The following is a 17,206-nucleotide window of genomic DNA, read 5'->3' as shown; positions in this document are numbered from 1 at the left end:
AGAGTTAACCATTAAGCACTAATCAAAGACTAATCAAGACAAATTTAAAAATATGGGGGAACTCCCCAGGCCTCCCATCAGCCTGAATTTGTTAACAGTTAGTCAGATTTTAATCAATAGAGATAAGGTCTGAAGCTTAATTAAGGCCCTAGCTCATGAGCGACTCGACAAGCACTAAAATTCGATCGAGCACTCCCAAGGAGATGTTATGAGAACCTTAATATCACTACTCGTTGCAAATGCACTGGCACTATCAGGATCGGTTTATGCCGGTGATACTGACAACCAAAAGATTGCCGAGCTGAAAAAACAGCTCGAAGATATCACCACTGAACTCGACGATATCAATGATCGTGTCGATAACAATGAACGTCACTCGGCACTCGACAGAATTCTTATCACGGGGGATTTTCGCACCAAAGCACACTCACTCCATTATCAAAATGTCACCTGGAACCCAGCGATAAAGGTGAATTTCAGCGACTTCGGCGCTAAGGCGATGTCGGGCACATTTGGTATGCCAAACGACCCGACTTCACCCTTGGGTAAGATGATGGCAGCCGATCCGAATCTAGCGGCAGCATTTCAGAGTGGTCAACTACAAGGGATCATGCCTTATGTCTTAGCACAGAAGACAACTCAAGATATCGATAACGATATCGATAACGATATCTTCTACACCACCAGACTCAGGCTGAACCTGAAAGCCAAAGTATGGGATAACGTCAGTTTTTCGGGGCGTCTGAGCATGTACAAAAACTGGGGCGACTCAACTGGTGTGCAGGTATTTGACTCCTGGCGTTCATTCACCATGGATGGCAGTAACAGCGGTAATCCAAGCGGTGACTTTTTACGGGTAGAACGTGCCTATTTCGACTGGAAGAATATCAATGGCTCACCACTCTATCTCTCTATCGGACGCCGACCTTCAACCTATGGTCCACCAACCCAGTATCGTGAAAATGAGAAGCGCGGTGGCACACCTTCGGGACACTTAGTGAATTTTAACTTCGATGGTCTAACCACGGGCTATCACTTGAGTGACATCACAGGTGTAGAAGGCCAGGTCGTTCGCTTCTGTTATGGTCAAGGCTTCGAGTCCCAATTCGGTAACGGCGAGATGTTCGGTGATATTGTCACTAAGGACACCCATCTCGGTGGCTTCAACATCGATGCGATTAATGATGGCAAAAACTTCCTCCAATTTACCCTGTTCGGCGCCAAAGATGTCAACGATGGCTTCAAAGGCACCATGGCATTCCCGACACAACTTGCCAGTATCTTTGCCCCAACCATGTACCAAGATATGCAGAAATTCAGCAACTTTAACTTCCAGACTCGGGTACAACCCAGTGGTGTCATTGGCGATATCTATCTCGGTGGAATTGGCTTCACTCGCGAAGAAGATAACGATGTGAAATGGTTTGTCTCTGGCGGATGGACTCGCGCCGATGGAAACGGTAATGCAGGTATGTTCGGCGGCATGCTCAGTGATGCCGTGTTTGAAGCTCAGCTCAATGCCGATGCTAGCGAAATTATCATGATGCCAAGCGCGGCCGACGATAGCGGTGCAAAAGATGGCTACGGTTTCTATGCAGGTATTCAAATTCCTGCACCTTACGGTAAGTTCGGTCTCGAGTATAACTATGGCTCTAAGTATTGGACCCCCTTCACTCAGGCACAAGACGATCCTATCGGTAGCAAGTTAGCGACTCGAGGACATGTGGGTGAGGCTTACTATATGTTCGATATCAACCCGCGCATGTTCATCAAACTCGCTGGCCTCTATTACGATTTCGAGTATACAGGCAGTGGCACCCCCGTCGGCGCACCACAAGAGATTGATGAGGTTATCGCAGGCAGCGCTTACTCCATGCTCCCTGTTGTCGATACCGCATTTGATCTCAATGCATCTTTGACCGTTAACTTCTAGTCCAGCTCAGCCCCTCGGCTTCGGCCGGGGTGGGAGAAAAAATATGAAACTTACTCTAATCCCCTTCGCCCTAGCGTTGGCAGCCCTGTCTTTATTCAGTGGCTCAGCCAGCGCAGCGAATCAACATAAAGACTATATCGAGGGCCCCTTCACCGAAGGGACTCAAGTGACCCAGCAATGCATAGAATGTCATGAAGATCATGCTATAGACTTTATGAAGTCGTCACATTGGACCTGGGAGCTGGAACAAAAACTGCCGGGCCGTACGGTCAAACGTGGTAAGAAAAATAGTATCAATAACTTCTGTACTTCTATCTCAGGTAACGAGCCTAGATGTACCAGTTGTCATGCGGGCTATGGCTGGAAAGACAATAACTTCGACTTTACCGATATGACTAAGGTCGATTGTCTGGTTTGTCACGACACCACAGGGACTTACGTTAAAGATCCCGTTGGCGCCGGAGAGCCTCTGGCTAAAGTCAACCTGGAGCGAGTCGCACAAAACGTGGGGGCTCCGGTGCGTGATAACTGTGGTAGCTGTCATTTCTATGGTGGTGGTGGCGATGCGGTGAAGCATGGCGATCTTGACTCATCCATGTCTTATCCCGACAAAGCCACAGATGTACATATGGATACCGACGGTAATGACTTCCAATGCCAGGCTTGTCACACGACTGAGCAGCACCAGATCACAGGTAATGCCATGGGCGTCTCACCAGGTGGCCTCGATCATATCGGCTGTGAGAATTGTCATGAAAATACTCCCCATAAAAGCAAGCGTATCAACACGCACACGGCAACACTTGCCTGCCAAACTTGTCATATTCCATTCTTTGCTAAAAATGAGCCGACAAAGCTAAGCTGGGACTGGTCAAGCGCCGGAGAAGACAGACCCGAACTTAAAGATAAGTACGGTAAAAAAACCTTCCAGAAGAAAAAGGGCAACTTCGTGTGGGGCAAGATGGTTGAACCTACTTATGCCTGGTTCAACGGCAGCGCCGATGCCTATATGGCGGGCGATAAGATGGATCCCAGCCAAGTCACTAAACTGACCTATCCATTGGGTGACATTAAGGATCCCAAGGCCAAGATCTACCCCTTCAAGGTACACAAGGGTAAGCAGATCTACGATAAGAAGCACGACATCTTCATCACAGCCAAAACATTTGGTGAGGGGGGGTACTGGAGCGAATTTGATTGGGACCTTGCCGCTAAACTCGGTATGCAGGCCAATGAAACTATGGTCAAAAAAGGCCTTGAGTACAGTGGCGAATATGGTTTTGCAGCAACAGAGATGTGGTGGCGTATCAACCACATGGTCTCTCCAAAAGAGGAAGCCCTTAAGTGTAACGACTGTCATAAGAAAGGCACTCGCATGAACTGGCAAGCACTGGGTTATGAGGGCGACCCAATGATCAATAAGCAAGGAATACGCCATGTAAACTAGCTATAACCTGTTATGTACCCAACCCCAAATAGGTACACTTTTGTCAATCGCCCACTATCCTTGGGGCGGTTGACCTTTTATCACAAACACCTATCTAACATTGAACACATCGAACCTTAACGCTCCTAAGCTTCCGTATTAGCATTCGCTGATAATACCCAATTAGATACAGGCTGGCATACGCTATGGCCAACTTGTCCCATCTAGGTGTTTTAAATAGCCGTAATTGCTCCCTGAGAGCCTATAAAGCAGTAATACAAATTGGCACTATAATTGTAAAGAATAAGCTGTTCTCTACTCACGGCAAGCTATATGACATGCAAAAGCACATTTCTTAAAAGATGTGATCAGTACTCAGGTGAACTCAGCGGTGCCTTCGCCGATCTAGGTACGTTTTTACCGCTCGTTTTAGGCCTTATCGCCCTCAACCATTTTTCTCCACAGGGGATATTTATGGGTTTTGGCGTGTTCGCGTTATTTACCGCTTTCTACTACAGGCGTCCTATCCCCATTCAGCCGATGAAGGTGATCGCTGCGTTAGTGATAGCCCAAGGCTTAACCCCTGGCATGCTGCAAGCCAGCGGTATGATGATGGGAATAATACTATTAGTGCTCGCCTTTAGCGGTGCGATCACTTGGATGGCAAAGCAGCTCTCACCCGCTATCAGTATCGGTATCCAACTTGCCATTGGATTACAACTTATCTGGATGGGTGGACAGATGATGGGAGAGACCTGGTTTATCGGAGTCGCAGCCTTTGCCATTCTGTTTGCCAGCCGCTTCCTGCCCATGCGCTATCTCGCTATGCCTCTGGTACTCGGTTTAGGCATGGTATGGCAACTCAACAGTGGTATGGCACCCAGCTTTAACCTCAATGTCGACACCAGCTGGCAGCTCAGTTGGCCAAGCCTCAACGAGTGGACCTCAGCAGCTGGCTTACTGGTGTTACCACAACTGGCACTCACCCTCACTAATGCGGTGATAGCCACCACGGCGATGGCAAAAGATAAGTTTCCCGCCGACATGGTCAATGGGAAGGAGAACTTTACCCCTAAACGCCTCGCTACCAGCTCTGGTTTGATGAATTTAGTCTTAGCTCCCTTCGGTGCAACTGCCATGTGCCATGGTGCAGGAGGCCTTGCGGTTCAGCATCATTTTGGTGCCAGAACCTGGATTGCACCAACGATATTTGGCAGCACTTGCCTGCTCATAGCCCTCACTTGGGGTGAAGGAATAGCGACCATGCTGTCACTCATTCCACTGGCGGTGCTGGGCAGTCTATTAGCGATTGCTGGTCTTCAGCTTGCCTGGTCAAAACGATTTATCGATGGCCGCCCTTTCTGTATCTTCATCATTCTCTCAACCGCCGCGATTTGTCTGTTAGTGAACACAGCCGCTGGATTGGCAGCAGGGTTTATCTTGGAAACGGCCCGACGACAATGGAAAATAGTCTCCGATTTGAGACATTAGTTTGAGACATTAGAATGGGTTTATCTGACTTTCAGGCATACTTGCTCCCTTAGGTGGTCTGAACTTGTCAGATAACAAGATTGAAGTATCTTATAGACTTATTAGCTACATCATCCAAATAACATATCCGTATAGAATGCCTCCTAGCGCAGCCACTGGATGAGCTCGCCAGCACTTTTCAAAGCATACTGTCTTTTAATTAGGTTGCCGGATGGATCAAAGAGTAAAAGCTCTGCAGGTCTAGCACGGTGTTTAGCGATCAGTTGATCGCCTTCAGGGGTGTCCACGCTGGCGATGAGAAAGAACACTTCCTCGTCAAGATGATTACTCAGGTAGTCGCGAGCTTCATTCATCTGCTCGGTCTGGCTGTTACTCACAGTTAAGCTAAGATCATAGACAAACACTACAGCAGGTTTACCTGTGCCTATTTGCTCGTGAGTCGACTTAAAACCTTTAGGCATCACAGTGATCAACAGCCCAACAATGATCACTATGGATGTGATGACACCGATAGCAACCCAAGGCATACGACGAGCCACACCTGACTTATCATTAGTCTTAGAGTCTGGCTTAGCTTTGGTCTTAGCTTTTGGTTTCGAGCTAGATGTATCCATGATAACAAGTCCCTCTTTTACTTTGGAAAGAAACAACAATGTCATCAATTGTAATAAACGTATCTGAGCCAGAGATTAAAATCCCCCAAAGTTGGGGTTTAACCTTGTCAGATAACAAGTCTTAAATATCTTTTGTATTGGGTTCATTGGTGTCGACGGCCAATATCGTTTGCTAGCCTTCGAATGAAGGCTGATGACATTTTTTATTCGGTTCATTTGGCTAGTTTTACATCTGGACGAGTGTTTGAAGATTGTATCTTCACTGTAATCTAACGCCTGTCCGGCGAGGATTGTGCAGCTACTTCTGCGAAACGCCGCCTGTTGATTTCATAAGAGTCGTCCATGGAGGCTCGACGATGGCATCCATGCCATCAACGTCCGCAGCCGCACCTACACTTGGTTATTTATCTCTTCGATTTGGCTTTTGATGGTAAGTCTAAGCTTAAATTGGTAAAACATTTCTGCCCCAAAGTGAGCCAGCCTTCGAATGAAGTCTTATTACATTTTATGTGTTGTTTACTTGGTTGAAGCTGGCTCTTTTGTCATTCCGGCAGATCTTTTGAGCCGGAATCCAGCAGTTGTTGGCTAGTGTGTTTGAAAGTCGTACTTTCAATGTAACCTAACGCCTGGCCGGCGAGGCATGTGCAGCTACTTCTGCGGCACGCTGTGAATATATCCCTATACGCTCTGCGGCTTCATCCTTGAAGCCGAAGTCCGCAGCCGCACCTACACTCGGTTATTTCTCTCTTCGATTGTGGTTATGGCTAGTGTTCCGTAACTCACTTATGCCCCAAAGTGAGCCAGCCTTCGAAGGAAGGCTGATTACATTTAGTATTGGTTTCATTTGGATTTGTTGGTGTTGGCTGAGTGTTTGAAGGTCGAACCTTCATGCTAATCTATCGCTTCCCAGCGGGGGATGTGCAGCTACTTCTGCGAGACGCTGCAAGTCCATCCATGGAAGCTCTGCCAAATCATCCCTGATTTGGAAGCTCGCAGCCGTATCTACACTTGTGGATTTACAAGAAGGTTTGACCTTATTCGCTCCGACCCCTTTGTTCTGTCACGATAATTGGCTTGCAGTTACTTGGTAGCATCGCCTTCAGCCGAGTCATAAATTGGAGGTGAATTTTAGGTTTCTCTTTCAGGTTTAACGGATAAATCTCTTCATAGAGTGTTAAAGAGCGCCCTTGAGCTGCAAGGGAGGCGCGGATGAGAAAGCTCTCCTTCCTGTCATCTAAATCAGACCAATCGATATGGATTATTGGCTGTGACATTTTGCTCACCAATAGGTAAGCCATTCGAGTATAGATGAGCTTGATATCACGGTGTAGCTGAGTGTTAGAGCAGAGCCTGTCTACACGCTTAATCTTATGTTTTTCCAAGGCATTACTATCAATGTCGCGGCCAAGGCTTGTGATTGATAGGGAGCCACCATTCATTGAGCTTTCGATTGCTGAAAACAAACTCTGTCGGCGAGTTTTATGCATTTATGGGGTGACAAGGGAGAGACATTTTGATAAAACTTGCTTTGCATTCATGGCATTTACTCGTGGTAATTTTTGTTTGGCGATAAATTTGATCACCAAATGCCATGAATGTTCCTCAATATTTTTCCTATCTCATTATTTCTGTTTATCTTTTTGTGGGGATTCGCCAGGCTCAGTCCAACCAATGTAAGCCCGAACAGGCCAAGGACATGCTTAGTCCGCATGGGTGTTAAATAAATTATTGGCGCATAGGTACGGATTTCATCAGGGGCGCAAGCAAGAGCTTGTTAAGCCCGAATATATAGCAGTACAACCGCTTTTAGCGGCTATGAGTCTCATCAAATAGCAGTTTGATTAGTTAAAAGTCAAAGGCTAACTAAGGTAAAAAACACCTTAGTTAGAGGAATATTATCTTGACGGGGTCGGGGCGTCCATATATGGCCATGTTATTTAATATTATCTTAATCAACGTTAAAGCCTTTAAACTTTAGCTTCATCCCTGTCGATTGATCCGTATGTTTTTCAACCAGCAATGAGAATTTTTTATATAGTTTTTTAAAAAGATTATAACCATACTTTTCTTTTAATATTTCATAAAACTCAGGTTCAATATTTCTCATAAAGCTAACAATGCTATACAGTTCAACTAATGATTTATCATCAACCTTATCTAATTCTAATAAATGTAATAATGTTCGAGCTCGTCGCCTTTTATTCCTCCCTATAGATACCCTTCCATCATTCGAAAGAATCACACCTGTTACTCTTTGAGAACGCCCTTTTGAAATTATTTTGGTTTTCTTATTATTCAATATTAACTGAGGCGATTCTACTTTTAAAATGGTCTGTTTCAGGAATTCTAAAATGAATTCTACATTTTCATACTTATCAGATGAGAATGTCATATCATCTGCATACCTAGTATAGGAAATGTCTAGTTCATTACATTTTTCTGATAGTAAGCTGTCAATTTCAAACATTACTACATTTGAAATCATGGGTGAAGACGGGGCTCCAATACAAAGTTCAAGTTTATTTGAATCATTTTTCTTCTTAAATAAAAATCTTGAAATTACAGAGTATTCAAAACTATTTATTTCTATATTATTACGTTTTAATATTAACTCTAGATCACTTTGTAATATGGATGGGAAAAAATTTTCAAAATCAGTCTTTAATATAAATGTTTTATTAATGTGAGCTTCAGCGTTCTGCTTAATGCCCTTACCTTTTTGATAAGCGGTTGCAGTGTAATGAATGGGAAGTTGTTCTAAAAGCTTTTGTATTATCGCGTACTGAACAGACTTAAGCCACTGAGCTGGCTGGGATATTTCCCTAGTACCACCAGATTTTTTTCTTATCTGAAATGTTGAGTATGCAGTAGGTGCCATAGAGCTAAAGTTGAAGAATTCACCTATGTTTACATCGATATCATTTGATATTTCATTTAGTATATTCAACTTATTCACCTTGTGCTCTATTGTTAATTGCTAATAACCTTCTTTTCTCTTTTGGTTCTTCGAAGTAATGAAGAAGTATATGACTAACAAAATTATCTTTTTTTAAACTCTCATCTGAAGACTTGTAAGAATATTTGAATAGACTATGATTTGTTTTTGATAAATAATACAAATTATCATTCTTTTTGATTTTTGACTTTTCAACAAAATTAAGCTTCGTTAAAATATATAGTATTTTTCTTATATATTTAGTTTCATAGTTAATATTAAAGAAATTACCAAGTATAAACTTAACTTCTTTTGCCAACACAGCTTGAAGTAAATATACAATTTCATGTATTAAAATAAATACGTGGCCTTTCATCTCAATATTTATGAGCGGTGACTCTACATTTTTTTTGTTTAGGGAATCATTAATATCCTCAATGATAACACCTACAGTTGCTTCTAAATTAGAGTCTGATGTATCAATTGATGAAAGTATTTTATTATCGGAACTTTCAATATGCACCTTCCACGTAAGCTCACTAATTTCAGTTTCAGGTTTTTCATTTTTCAAATAGTCAATTGGTCCATAATTAACAAATGACCGTTCTTGGATAACTGTAGTGTTAACTATGGGAAGTAACTTTTTTTGAATTGATTCTATTACACTAAATACACCTAATTCAGCGTAGGCTCCAGGACCTTCTACAATTAGAACAACAAGAGTCGCAAGTTCTGCTAATAAAACCTCTAAGTCGATTAAATTAGTTATATCAACATCTTGATTTATCCAATCTTGAAATGATTCAGCTAAAACAATTTGACGAAAAAGAGTTGGATCATCGGCCTTTATTTTTTGAAGGACCATATATCGCATTGATGGGATAGTATCTTCGGAGCTATCTATACGATTCTCACCGCCACAAAAAAACACACAGATGGGTACATCAGCTAAGCGCATTTTTTCAAGGTTGATATTTTGAAAGAATGCGCTGATATTTTCTGAAAACATTTATCTTTACCTAGATCGGGCACGATGCGAGAACAAATCGCGTAGCGATTTTTCGAGTATCGTGCTCGTAATTTTACCCAATTACTAAGCTCCGGCGATACGCCGGATGAAGATATACTTCTAACGCGTAAAGATTGAATTATCGTAGCACGAACTACAAAAAAATCAACTAACTAATCATATGATATTCCAATCTATTGAGGCTAATGCTCTTCCAGTCCGCTTCAGGTATTACAATATCTAAACCTTTGTCTATCGATAGACTATCCGATAACATCATAGACAAGATAATCAGTTCTAGCTTTTGCTGCTTAGATAGTGCTTTGAGGCCTGTTCTCGATGAACCACCAATTATAGGTAGCGAGACCCTTTTTCCTTGAGAGTGAGTAGCAATAAAAGAAATCAACTTTGCTATAACCAATTGATAATCTGAACTATTAATGCCAGCCTTATTGTCAGAATCAAATTGAGTCAATACAACTAAATAGTAATCCCTTTTTTTGTGACTAATCTTAATCGTCGTGCCTAGAGGGTAGGATTTTTTTCTATTAACACTACGTTCATCATTTACTCTATAATTTATATTGATTAATTGTTCATCGATTAATTGCTCTAAAAGAGCGGTATCATTACCAAATTCATGCTTGATAAATTGACCGTGAAGACTATCAGGTGAGACTATATGGCCGTCAACTCTCGTATCAAAATAATCATTCACAGGTATAACTACATTTTGACAAGCCCCCAGCTTACCTACCGAGACTTCCAATTCTGTATCATTGTTAATCTTAATTCTAACTTTTCTTTTTTCTTTGCTAAGCATTAGCGAAAAAATGATGCTTAATAGAAATAGACTAAACAAACTAAAGATGGGGTTTTCTTTTATTTCATTAGGCACAGGACAAGAAAAAAATGAATAAATCGTTATGAGACTGCTTAACATAGCAATAACTGCTATTAGGTTACGTTTTACAGATTGAAGATGTACTCTAGGCATAAGGTTTTCTTTTATTGTCATATAAAATGGTATAAAACCAACATGTTACACTATATTGATTAAGTGTATTTAGTTTTTTAATTATTGATAGATTAACCCTAAGAAAGACAGGACACATATCTACGGCTTAGAGTGATTGTTCTAAGTCGAATCTGCCCCAAAATCAGTTTCACTGATAGAAGTGTTAAGTAGCACAAGTAAAGCTTTGGCAATAGAAACGGATAAAGGGGTCGGAGCGAATTAGGGCTTTTGAATAAACTAAGATACTTTTTCTAATCTGAACTAAGCGCATTAGTGCAAAGCCTGTAACTCACTTTTGTCCGTGCGACCTGAAGTCGTATGAAGCGCTGTTCACCGCGATAAGAGTGAACCATCTGTATCACCAGATGACCCTAAGACTCTGAATAAAGCAGCGAGTCTGACAATGTAACGAAGTCCATTGGACGGGAACAGAATCGTGAGAGGATGTTCCTCCTGATAACCACAATCGGGTAAGTGCTAGGGTGTCAGTATGATGAACGTAAGTGAATCCATTTAAGGTGCGTTATATGAGAAACAGCGGAAGTGGTTAATACGCTGTGGCCAAAAGGCACGAGAGTTGGAAAGAGATTGGACAGTGCTCTTTCGTGATCAAATAACTCTCCGCACTATAGTGGGCATCTAACCTGACGTTGCGCGACATACGGAACAGGGTAAGCCTGTATTGCTCCCTTTGGGGAAAGTGGCCTGCGAAGGCTGCCGATAGTCATGCAGGTAAAGGAGGCTAGAAAAAGCGAATGCCGCATTGTAATGATGCGGATACTGATTTTATCTGGCGCGAAAGCGAGCTGACTTCTAGCTGGTCTCCCGTTGCAAGATGATTTGAAGAACTTTATTTAAGGAGAAACGCAAATGATGGCTTCAAACGAAGTTAGTGCATCTCCTGACAATGCTCAATGGCAATCCATTAACTGGAAGGCGGTTAAGCAACATGTATTAAGGCTTCAAATGCGCATTGCAAAAGCAATCCGAGAAGGTAAACACGGCAAGGCGAAAGCATTGCAGTGGATACTAACTCACTCAAGAGCAGCAAAGATTCTTGCTGTTAAACGAGTATCTCAAAACAAAGGCAGTAAAACGCCAGGAATAGACGGCATCATCTGGAACACCGATGTCCGTTGTATGGCGGCGGTCAATCAACTGAGCAGAAAAGGCTATCAAGCCAAACCGCTCAGGCGTATCTATATCCCCAAGAAAAACGGCAAACTCAGACCCCTAGGCATTCCTTGCATGATAGATAGGGCGCAACAAGCCCTCCACCTTCTTGCATTAGAGCCTATCTCTGAGACCATTGTCGACCCAAACAGTTATGGTTTTCGACCTAACCGAAGTACTGCCGATGCCATCGCGCAATGCTTCAAATGCTTGTGTCAGAAAAACTCTAGCCAATGGGTTCTTGAGGGAGACATCAAAGCCTGTTTCGATAAGATTGGTCATCAATGGCTTATCGATAACATTCAATTAGATAAACGAATGCTGAAACAATGGCTTGGTTGTGGTTTTGTTGACAAAGGATTGTTCTATAAAACGGCAGAAGGGACACCACAAGGTGGGATAATATCTCCTACTCTGATGCTGCTCACGCTTGCTGGGTTAGAACAATTGGTTAAGTCTATTGCTCGTAAAACAGGTGATAGGGTCAACTTCATCGGATACGCAGATGATTTTGTAATAACGGGGACTTCACAACAGTTCCTACTTAACGAAATCAAACCGCAGCTAATTGGTTTTCTACAAGAAAGAGGCTTAACACTTTCTGAAGAGAAAACGCATGTCACTCATATTGATGATGGTTTTGACTTTCTGGGATTCAATCTTAGGAAGTACAAAGGCAAACTGCTTATTAAACCAAGTAAGAGCAATGTATTATCATTTTTGAGTAACTTACGCGAACTCGTCAAAAAGCACGCAACTATTCCAGTAAACGATCTCATTAAGATTTTGAATCCGAAGCTGAGAGGATGGGCGAATTATTATCGTCATTGTGTGGCAAAGCGAACTTTCGATTATGTAGGCCATCAACTTTTCTGGTTGTTATGGCGATGGGCGGTAAGGCGTCACCTAACGAAAAGCAAAGACTGGGTACGTCGAAAATACTACATGAATCGCATAGGTGGGTGGCAATTCCACGGCTGGCAGAAAATCGCCAACATGGACTGCCATTTTAATCTGGTTCAGATAGCTCAAACGCCGATAAAGAGACATGTGAAAATCAGGAGTGCTGCCACGCCATTCGATCCTCAATATCTAGCCTATTTGGTTAAGAGGAAACCGAAAAAGCAAAGTCGTAATTCTTGGTTCGAACCTGCTCTGGCTGCAATGTAATGTAGGTAGCTGGGTAACGTAACACGCCTTAGTGGAGGCTTGAGCCCAGTGCAGTGAAAGTTGCACGCTGGGTTCTTAGGAGGGCGGCACTTGGCAACAAGTGCCGCCTATCCGACATAAACGAGTTAAAGGTGTCCTCATTATTCTGTGATCACCAAGCAATTCTGTCAGTAAAACTCCAATCGAAGAAGAAAATACTCAGGTGTAAACGCGGCTGTGACCTTCGATTTCAGGGTGAGGAATCACGAAGTGATACTCTCCGAACGAGAGATAGGGATATCGAACTGGCTTTTAAACATGGAGGTTGTTTGATGTCGCAGAGCGTATAGGGATAGACTCTTATGAAATCAAGAGCCAGCGTGTCACAGAAGTGCTTACACATTCCTCGCCGGACAGGCGTTAAATAACAATGCAATATTGGTATGCAGCATGCCGCCAAGTACCAACTAGACCAAATGAAACCAACCAAAAACAAAAAGCCCAGATATAATATCTGGGCTTAGATATTCACCACCAGCTAATTGCTAACAATGAACTACAACAATAAGCGGCACATTAGCGCTCATCTAATGGATGTAACTCTGTCCTGCATAGATTATAAAGTGACGGAGTGCTAACACACCCGTTAAGCCACTACAGGCCACCACAATCATTGCTGTTTTGGTGTGGCGGGTAGATGCTGGCATCAGCATTGATAGCAGGGGAATGCCAAAACCAATACCTACCACGCCGATCCAAAACACACTCGCCCACACACCTGTGGTTAGTGATGCTAGCGCTACTGCAGCTGCGCCGCCTTTGAAGTAGAGTGCGCAAAACAGCATAAACAGGAACATGATTTCAGTAGCCATCACTGGGAGTTCAAGCCCATGCATCTTACTCAGTTCTTTATCATGGCTGTCGACGTTAAACATCAATAGCGCCACGATAGAGTTAGCTGCTGCACCCGCCGATAGACCAGAAACCAAAAACAGAGCAGGCAATACTGCCGTGTTGAGCATTGGATAGGCGTTCATTGCCGAGATAAGGAAGCCCGTATAAGCACCGACTCCGATAGCTAAGATAAACAGCAATACCTCAATCGCCTTTCTAAATGGCATCAATATCTGAGCCACTGGCAATAGGAAACCCAATTTCCACTTAGGTAGCTCATCACGCAACACGATTAATGCATATGCGATGCCCAAGGGTGAGTAAGCTAACAGGGCTAGCACACCCAACGCCATCACCGACTCGAAGTTGTAATTAATCAAGATCAACCAAAAATGAAACGGCTTAGTCAGATCGAACACCAGACAGGCTAAACCTAAACTGATCGCTATCGGACTGATGATAGCGGCCGCCTTTAAGATAGCGCTCTCTTCTGCGCAGCTCCCTTTAACAGCTTTTCTATCCTCTTCACTGCGATACCAGCGAAGTCCGATACCAATTAAGATACTGCCGGCAGATAAGCCTGCCATAAACAGATAGATTGCGATGATCCAATTCCAGGTAACCGGATCATATTGCGCCATATCGCCCCAGATATTGTTCATGACTGGATCCCCCCTCTCTTAGTCGGAATACGATAGAGTCTCGGTTTTGTGCCAAGGTGTGTCTTATCTTGATAGCTAGGTTTAGTGTTAAGTATTTTGACGACTTCGCTGCTAGAATCGTTGGCATCACCAAAGATCAAGGCATCGGTTGGACAAGCTGTCACACAGGCAGGTAACTCACCTTTAGCAAGGCGGGTCTCCTTACAGAAGTTGCACTTATCGGCGACTTTTGTTTCCGGGTTCATAAAGCGAACCTTGTAAGGGCAGGCAGCAACACAGTACATACAACCAACGCATTTTTCAGCCTTGATTGAGACTAGGCCGTCTTCGCCGACATAGGCCGCGCCTGTTGGGCAGACCTTGACGCAAGGTGCATCTTCACACTGCTGGCATGAAACACGGTTATATTTGAAATGTAGATTAGGCGCTTCGCCAAATGGGCCCTCTACTCTGACTTGAAGTCGGGTCACCTCATCAGGGGTGCCATTTTCACTGCGACAAGCTATGTTGCAAGCTTGGCAGCCGATACACTTATTTTCGTCATGTATCATTATGAGTCGCTTAGACATATTTTAACTCCTACTAAATCTTCGCAAGCTTGACGCCAGTGGTGTGAATATTCATGCCACAAACCGGGGCAGTCTTATGTGGTAATAAGTTACCGCAATGCACGCCTTTACCTGTTGCACGTACCAGCTCCTTGTTTTTAGAGCCAAAGCCCATATAAGCAAAGACTGTATCTTGACGAATACCTGGGGTGACTAAGGCCGTTCCCTCTTCTCTGCCAACGCTACTGGTGATACTTATCGCATCACCTGCGCCGATCCCCAGCTTTCCTGCGGTTATCGGGTGGATCCAGATTGCGTTATCGGACATCAAGTTCGCCAACATAGGAACATTGTGGGTTGCACCATTGGTATGAATCGCCACTTTTCCCTGAATAAAGTAGAGCTCGTCGACTTGCTTAAGATTTACCTCACGATATTTAATGACTCCACGACCAGGTGCCATGCCTTCGACTTTTTTCGAACTCAGCTCAATCTTGCCGCTTGGTGTTTTAAACTTAAGCTGACTGCCATAGGTTCCGTCTGCATCGACCGCCTTAGCATTGCTATAGGATTGGGCAAAGGCGCTGACCATCTCAGGCTCTCTAAGCATTAGCGGCTTACCGTAACTGACATAGCCTTTATCTTTAATGCGTTTAAGCTCAGTCGTATCACGGTTAAGTTGCAGCATCTGCAAGGTTTCCATGCTCGCCCAAGGGAAGAACTGACCTAAACCCATCTCTTCACCAAGCTCTTTGAAAATCTGCCAGCTCGGTTTAGTTTGACCTATGGTTTCAACCACACGCTGACGCACATAGTAGGCAGGGTTCTTGCCAGATTTATCAGCAATCTCTTCGTCACGCTCGAGGTAGGTAGATTCAGGTAAGATAATGTCGGCATAGGCCGCTGTTTCGCTAATATAAACATCACAGCTCACCACTAAGTCGAGCTTTTTAAGTGCTTCCACCACACGGGATCTATCCGTCATGGTTTGCATTGGATTGGTGCGGCTCATCACCCAAGCTTTTAACTGGTAGGGTTTCGCCTCTAATGTGGCATCCAAAATCGTTTGGTAAACTCCGCCCGATGACCACATGATGGCGTATTGGTCATCAACCTGATCAATACGTTTGGCTGTTGGCTTAGGCATGCCCTCTACACCAGGTTTACCCAGTATCGGTGCCACTGTTTCACCGGCAAACTTGTTGTAGGTTTTGGCCTTCTTACCTAGATATAAGCCACCTTTTCGCTCGATATTACCAATCAATACATTGGCAGCAAACAGGGCGCGACGCATCTCGAACTCTTCGGTGGTGAAGGTGGCTCGATGGCCAAAATCGACGACTGCGTGAGGGGCATGTGATGCATATTCATAAGCGATACGACGAATATCGGCTGCGGGTACATCACTTATGCCTTCGGCCCACTCGGGAGTGTATGCCTTAACTTCTTTGGCAAATTCATCGAATCCTTCAACATAACGTTCAATAAAGGCTTTGTCGTATAGGCCATCTTCAATCAATACATGGCACAGAGCTAATGCTACGGTGACATCGGTACCAGGTTTAATCGCAAACCATTCATCCGCCTTATCGGCAACGATTGAGAAGCGGGGTTCAAACACCACCAGCTTAGTGCCCTTCTCCATCTGCGCATCCATCATGGCGCGAGTTTCGGACATATTAATACCTTCATAGAGGTTATGACCGAAGTTAATAATATATTTTGAGTTGCCTAGATCTCGTTTAACCTTGGTACCAAAAATCGCTTTTGCAGCAACGACATAACCACCAGGACAGGTAGAGCCATGGGTAAATGTATTGGGCGAACCAAAGGCTTTACAAAGATGAAACAGGTGACCAGAAAGAGAGCCCGACTTTGATGAGAAGGCAACAGACTCGGCGCCATGGTCGCGCTTTATCTGATTCAGTTTTTTGGCTATGGTTTTATAAGCTTCATCCCAGCTGATCTCAGCCCACTTGCCTTCACCACGCTCACCGACACGCTTAAGAGGATTAACGATTCGCTGTGGATCATAGAGTAAGCTATGACCGGCACCGCCTCTCGCACACACCTTACCGCCGAACGACTTAGCTTCTTTATTACCAGTAATAAAAACATTCTTGCCGTTAACGACTCGCGCCGAAATTGGACAGCGTGTTGAGCACATCTCACAGATACTCGCGACCTCTTTACCCACTCCTTTTAGTGGGGCACTTTCCAATGCTGCCAAAGACCCTGGTAACATGGTTGCTAGGGCGCAGGTTGCACTCCCAGCTCCAGCTCCCTTAATAAAATTACGCCTATCAAGCTTAATCATAGTTTCCTCCTTCATCGGCAATGCAGATGAAACGCTC

Annotated in this window: 11 protein-coding genes and 1 pseudogene; 4 read left to right on the top strand and 8 right to left on the bottom strand. The window is 43.8% G+C overall.

Going from position 1 to position 17,206, the window contains the following annotated elements; translation table 11 throughout:
• The first annotated feature begins 208 nt into the window (after window positions 1–208).
• From FM038_RS02940 to FM038_RS02930, 3 genes are all read left to right on the top strand, one after another.
• A complete protein-coding gene (locus FM038_RS02940) occupies window positions 209–1,933 on the top strand; it encodes a DUF3373 domain-containing protein (RefSeq protein WP_142871884.1) in 1,725 nt (574 codons plus the stop codon).
• Between the two features lie 43 nt (window positions 1,934–1,976).
• Entirely contained in the window at window positions 1,977–3,380 is a 1,404-nt protein-coding gene (locus FM038_RS02935; protein ID WP_142871883.1) for a tetrathionate reductase family octaheme c-type cytochrome, read from the top strand.
• 312 nt (window positions 3,381–3,692) lie between these two features.
• The gene (locus FM038_RS02930) at window positions 3,693–4,850 is read left to right on the top strand and encodes a putative sulfate/molybdate transporter (RefSeq protein ID WP_142871882.1); all 1,158 of its coding nucleotides are present in this window, start codon (window positions 3,693–3,695) and stop codon (window positions 4,848–4,850) included.
• A 143-nt stretch (window positions 4,851–4,993) separates the two neighbouring features.
• Here the strand turns inward: FM038_RS02930 and FM038_RS02925 are convergent, their stop codons facing one another.
• From FM038_RS02925 to FM038_RS02905, 5 genes and pseudogenes are all read right to left on the bottom strand, one after another.
• Window positions 4,994–5,464 (bottom strand): hypothetical protein, encoded by a 471-nt coding sequence (locus FM038_RS02925; RefSeq protein ID WP_223292987.1) that lies wholly within the window; start codon window positions 5,462–5,464, stop codon window positions 4,994–4,996.
• Between the two features lie 1,055 nt (window positions 5,465–6,519).
• A pseudogene (locus FM038_RS02920) lies at window positions 6,520–6,951 on the bottom strand (transposase family protein); the annotation flags it as partial.
• 461 nt (window positions 6,952–7,412) lie between these two features.
• Entirely contained in the window at window positions 7,413–8,420 is a 1,008-nt protein-coding gene (locus FM038_RS02915; RefSeq protein WP_195873198.1) for a retron St85 family RNA-directed DNA polymerase, read from the bottom strand.
• Window positions 8,413–9,408: a retron St85 family effector protein gene (locus tag FM038_RS02910; RefSeq protein ID WP_142871879.1), complete on the bottom strand. Its 996-nt coding sequence runs from the start codon at window positions 9,406–9,408 to the stop codon at window positions 8,413–8,415. The genes FM038_RS02915 and FM038_RS02910 overlap by 8 nt, the downstream gene beginning before the upstream one ends.
• 169 nt (window positions 9,409–9,577) lie before the next feature.
• Window positions 9,578–10,405 carry a macro domain-containing protein gene (locus FM038_RS02905; RefSeq protein WP_142871878.1) on the bottom strand — a complete coding sequence of 276 codons (828 nt, stop codon included), beginning with the start codon at window positions 10,403–10,405 and terminating at the stop codon, window positions 9,578–9,580.
• Window positions 10,406–11,296: 891 nt separating this feature from the next.
• Between FM038_RS02905 and ltrA the strand changes: the two genes are divergently transcribed.
• Window positions 11,297–12,769, top strand: a complete 1,473-nt coding sequence (gene ltrA, locus FM038_RS02900; protein WP_142872046.1) for a group II intron reverse transcriptase/maturase — start codon at window positions 11,297–11,299, stop codon at window positions 12,767–12,769.
• 566 nt (window positions 12,770–13,335) lie between these two features.
• On the opposite strand, the gene nrfD is transcribed toward ltrA, so the two are convergent.
• The 3 genes from nrfD to phsA are packed head-to-tail and all read right to left on the bottom strand — an operon-like array spanning window position 13,336 to window position 17,169.
• Window positions 13,336–14,304, bottom strand: coding sequence for an NrfD/PsrC family molybdoenzyme membrane anchor subunit (gene nrfD / locus FM038_RS02895; RefSeq protein WP_142871875.1), 969 nt, complete (start codon window positions 14,302–14,304; stop codon window positions 13,336–13,338).
• Window positions 14,301–14,873 (bottom strand): 4Fe-4S dicluster domain-containing protein, encoded by a 573-nt coding sequence (locus FM038_RS02890; protein WP_142871874.1) that lies wholly within the window; start codon window positions 14,871–14,873, stop codon window positions 14,301–14,303. The genes nrfD and FM038_RS02890 overlap by 4 nt, the downstream gene beginning before the upstream one ends.
• Before the next feature lie 13 nt (window positions 14,874–14,886).
• Window positions 14,887–17,169, bottom strand: a complete 2,283-nt coding sequence (gene phsA, locus FM038_RS02885) for a thiosulfate reductase PhsA (protein WP_142871873.1) — start codon at window positions 17,167–17,169, stop codon at window positions 14,887–14,889.
• Window positions 17,170–17,206 lie beyond the last annotated feature (37 nt).

It is taken from the genome of Shewanella eurypsychrophilus, from assembly GCF_007004545.3.
Lineage (GTDB): Bacteria > Pseudomonadota > Gammaproteobacteria > Enterobacterales > Shewanellaceae > Shewanella > Shewanella eurypsychrophilus.
The sequence above is the reverse complement of the archived record's forward strand: the minus strand, read 5'-3'. Positions and strand labels throughout refer to the sequence as shown.

Coding starts and splice junctions, on each gene's coding strand:
- FM038_RS02940 (WP_142871884.1), top strand. CDS start 209: ATGAGAACCTTAATATCACTACTCGTTGCAAATGCACTGGCACTATCA.
- FM038_RS02910 (WP_142871879.1), bottom strand. CDS start 9,408: ATGTTTTCAGAAAATATCAGCGCATTCTTTCAAAATATCAACCTTGAA.
- ltrA (WP_142872046.1), top strand. CDS start 11,297: ATGATGGCTTCAAACGAAGTTAGTGCATCTCCTGACAATGCTCAATGG.
- FM038_RS02935 (WP_142871883.1), top strand. CDS start 1,977: ATGAAACTTACTCTAATCCCCTTCGCCCTAGCGTTGGCAGCCCTGTCT.
- phsA (WP_142871873.1), bottom strand. CDS start 17,169: ATGATTAAGCTTGATAGGCGTAATTTTATTAAGGGAGCTGGAGCTGGG.
- FM038_RS02925 (WP_223292987.1), bottom strand. CDS start 5,464: ATGGATACATCTAGCTCGAAACCAAAAGCTAAGACCAAAGCTAAGCCA.
- FM038_RS02905 (WP_142871878.1), bottom strand. CDS start 10,405: ATGCCTAGAGTACATCTTCAATCTGTAAAACGTAACCTAATAGCAGTT.
- FM038_RS02890 (WP_142871874.1), bottom strand. CDS start 14,873: ATGTCTAAGCGACTCATAATGATACATGACGAAAATAAGTGTATCGGC.
- nrfD (WP_142871875.1), bottom strand. CDS start 14,304: ATGAACAATATCTGGGGCGATATGGCGCAATATGATCCGGTTACCTGG.
- FM038_RS02930 (WP_142871882.1), top strand. CDS start 3,693: ATGACATGCAAAAGCACATTTCTTAAAAGATGTGATCAGTACTCAGGT.